The 3,105-nt window shown below is 51.7% G+C and carries 4 pseudogenes; 1 reads left to right on the top strand and 3 read right to left on the bottom strand.

What is annotated here, in order from left to right:
* A pseudogene (locus DW085_RS20745) lies at positions 1 to 146 on the top strand (tweety protein); the annotation flags it as partial.
* 28 nt (positions 147 to 174) lie between these two features.
* Here the strand turns inward: DW085_RS20745 and DW085_RS18620 are convergent.
* From DW085_RS18620 to DW085_RS18610, 3 pseudogenes are all read right to left on the bottom strand, one after another.
* Positions 175 to 1,511: pseudogene (locus DW085_RS18620) on the bottom strand (virulence-associated E family protein).
* Positions 1,480 to 2,123 (bottom strand): annotated as a pseudogene (locus tag DW085_RS18615) (CHC2 zinc finger domain-containing protein). The pseudogenes DW085_RS18620 and DW085_RS18615 overlap by 32 nt, the downstream one beginning before the upstream one ends.
* Before the next feature lie 65 nt (positions 2,124 to 2,188).
* Positions 2,189 to 3,105, bottom strand: a pseudogene (locus DW085_RS18610) (MobA/MobL family protein); the annotation flags it as partial.

Raw genomic sequence — 3,105 nt, 5'->3', positions numbered from 1 at the left:
CTTCAAAAGACCTTGCAAACAATCTCAATCTGGCGATGGTTACTATTTATACTTTTCTTTTATTTTTCTGTTGTTTTGGTTGTTATAAGGGAGAAAAGCCCGGAAATAAAGGTTTTTCCCCGGCAACCGGCTCGGCAACGGGATAGCAACAGGGGGTGCAACGGGCTGTCCTTTTCAGAATGGAAGCTCCATCTGTTCTGTGACCTCCACAAAACCGTCCATCGTTTTTTCAGACGGGTTGCTTAAGTCCGTTGCCGGGTTTTCACGCTCCCAGCCCTTTTGTCTGCCATATTCTGAAAACATTCTTGGGTTCGGGAAGTACCTCCAGCCGGAAATGCACTGGTTCATAATCTCGTTGATTTCCCGGATTTCCCATTGCTTCGGCTCGTCAAAAGCATGGTTCAAGGCTTCCTTGTAGATCTGCTTGGAGCAGACCATGCTCCCGGTGTACTTATCAAGATACGCCTGTATCATCCCTGCTTTGGTGTCCTCCGGCATAAAATCCCGCTGGTGTTCTTTGAGATAGCGCTGCATGGCGGGGCTGAAAGCCAGCTTGAACCTGCCGCTTCGGTAAATCTCCATCGCTTCTGCCCACATCTGCTCGATATAGGCTCTGGAAGCAGCTTCGTCCTCCAAAATGTGAACCTCGGCTTGCTCCGGGTACACCATGACGGGGATAAAGCGGCGGTTGCCGGAACGGTCAAGGGGCAGGAAGTCCAGGGCATTGGAAGTGCCGCCAAACACGCACTGACGGGGGCGGTCTGCCGGGTGGGTTTCATAAGGTATCTTGTAAACCTCTTTCTGCCGGCTTAAAAATGACTTGATTTCCTCAATGCTCTTGGCGTTGGCGGTTGCCATCATTTCCGACATTTCGATAATCCAGTGACCTTGCAGCTTGCGGTACACATTGTCATCGTCCAGCTTCCGCAAATCATCGGAGAACCACTCGTCCCGGACTGCCAGCAGACGGAAGAAAGTGGACTTGCCAGCCCCCTGACCGCCGACCAGACAGAGCATGATTTCAAACTTGCACCCCGGCTGAAAGGCTCGTGAGATTGCACCCAGCAGGAACAGCTTCAATGCTTCATAGGTGTAATCGTCTGCGTCAGCCCCCAGAAAGTGCCGCAGGCAGAAGCGGATTCGCTCTGTCCCGTCCCACACAAGGGAACTTAAATAATCCCGGATGGGTGGTACTTGTTTTCATTCGCCACAATCCCGATGGCGTTATCAATCTTTTTCTCATTGGTAAGCCCGTAGGTTTCTTCCAGATAAAGAAGCAGATACTTCATATCTGTATCGTTCAGGGCGGTGCTTTCCCTGTGGAAGCCGATGGGCTTTATGATGTCCTTGCGGTCAGTCAGGATGTTGTATGCGATAGCCCCGGAAAGCAGCGGGTCACGCTGGAATACAGTCAGGCAGTTCCGTATGCTCTGACGGACACCGCCTTTCTCGGTAGTTTCCAGCCCCTCCTTGATTTCCTCAATGCTCTGGGGTGGCTGCATGGCGTTCATGGTGTTTTTTAGTTCTTGCTGCGTCTGCGGCGGCAAGCTCTGCCATTCGCTGTTCAAGCTGTATCACATCCTTTCCGTAGTCCGTAATCAAAGCCGCTTTTTCCTCTGTTTCCCCGAACAGCAGCACATCCAGCAGATACTCCACTTGGTCTTGCTTCTGTAAGGCTTCTATAAACCGGGGATGAAAGGCTTCCTCCGGGGAGTGTGGGGCGTAGTCCGTTCTCCATGCCCGAAGCAGATGGAGATAATCAGCAAGAATACGGAAGCAGCGGTTCTTTGCTTCCTGAAACTGTTCCTCCGGGGATTTCTGCCGGGGCTTTGGCTTTTTTTCCTTTCCCGGCGGCTTCCAGTCCTCATAGGAAAGCCCGAAGTCCTGTGCCAGTTGTACGGCGGCTTCTTTCTTTCCCAGCCCATACAGGGCGGCGGCAAAATCAATCACATCCCCATCCGCACCGCAGCCGAAGCAGTGGTAACGCCGATCCAGCTTCATGCTTGGGGTTTTATCGTTATGGAACGGGCAGCAAGCCATCCCGTTCGACCTACATGGATTCCATAATGCTCCGCAGCCTGTCTTGTTGTGACGGACTGCTTCACAGCTTCAAATACATTCAAATCTATCCCTCCTTGAAAAAAAGAAAAGCACCTGACATTCTCAATCTGAAAATGGCAAGTGCCTGTTAAAGTTCCATATCCTGTTGTTTGTGTTTTGTCTGCACCGGGGCAGTTCTTTGTGCTTTTTTCTCGTCCGCCTTATCCTGCAAGACTTCTTTGAGGGGCTGCTTCTTGGGCGGCTCTTTGCTTTCTTCTGTGCCGGGGGTGGCTTTCCGTACCCAGTAGCGGATGTCCCGCAGCTTCTTCAAATCCTCCTGTACCTCTGTCAGCGGTACTTTCAGCTCTGCGATTTCGCTGAGAAGTTTTTCCTGCTCCTGTTGCAGTTCCTTTTGGGTGCTGTCCTTATCGTCCGGGTGCTTGGCAAGGTAGGCGGTGGCTTTCGCATACCGGGCGACCTCCGGGTGTTCCTGTTTGAATTTCTCCTTTGTTTTCTTGAAAAATATCTTCTGGTACTTCTCATAGACAGGCTTACATTCCTTGCAGGCTGTCCGGCTGGCAAGAATCCCGTCAATCACTTTGCTGCGGGCTTCCTTTGGCTTCATCTGATTGTGGTAATCGGCGGCTGATTTCCCGGAAGATTCCAGAAATGCTTCTAAGTCCTCCACAGTGGAAAGCCCCTTTTGCCGGAGATAGGACAAGGCTTCGCTGACTGCCTTTAAGTCCTGTGAAGTCCCCCGGTTCTGTCCAGCCCTTGTCCAGTCCCTCCGTTCTTCCTTTCGTATCTCCATATACTTCATCAGCAGATTGGGAAGAAGTGTCGCTTCCTCCGCCGCCTTTTGTGCAAGCAGTTCTTTTCGTTTTTCTCCCAGCTCGGTAATCCAGCCTTTGAGGTTTTGAATGAGCTGCCGGATAGACTTCATCAGGCGGTTGGCAGCTCTGATTTCCCGGTTCAGGTTGCCGATGTTCGTCTGGATACCCCGCTTTTCCATCTGCCGGACAGCAGCTCCCTCATGGACAGTAGGGATAATATCAAGCCCCTGTC

This window comes from Clostridium sp. AF50-3 (genome assembly GCF_003477445.1).
Taxonomy (GTDB): domain Bacteria; phylum Bacillota; class Clostridia; order Lachnospirales; family Lachnospiraceae; genus Otoolea; species Otoolea fessa.
This window is presented reverse-complemented; position numbering and strand designations above follow the sequence as displayed.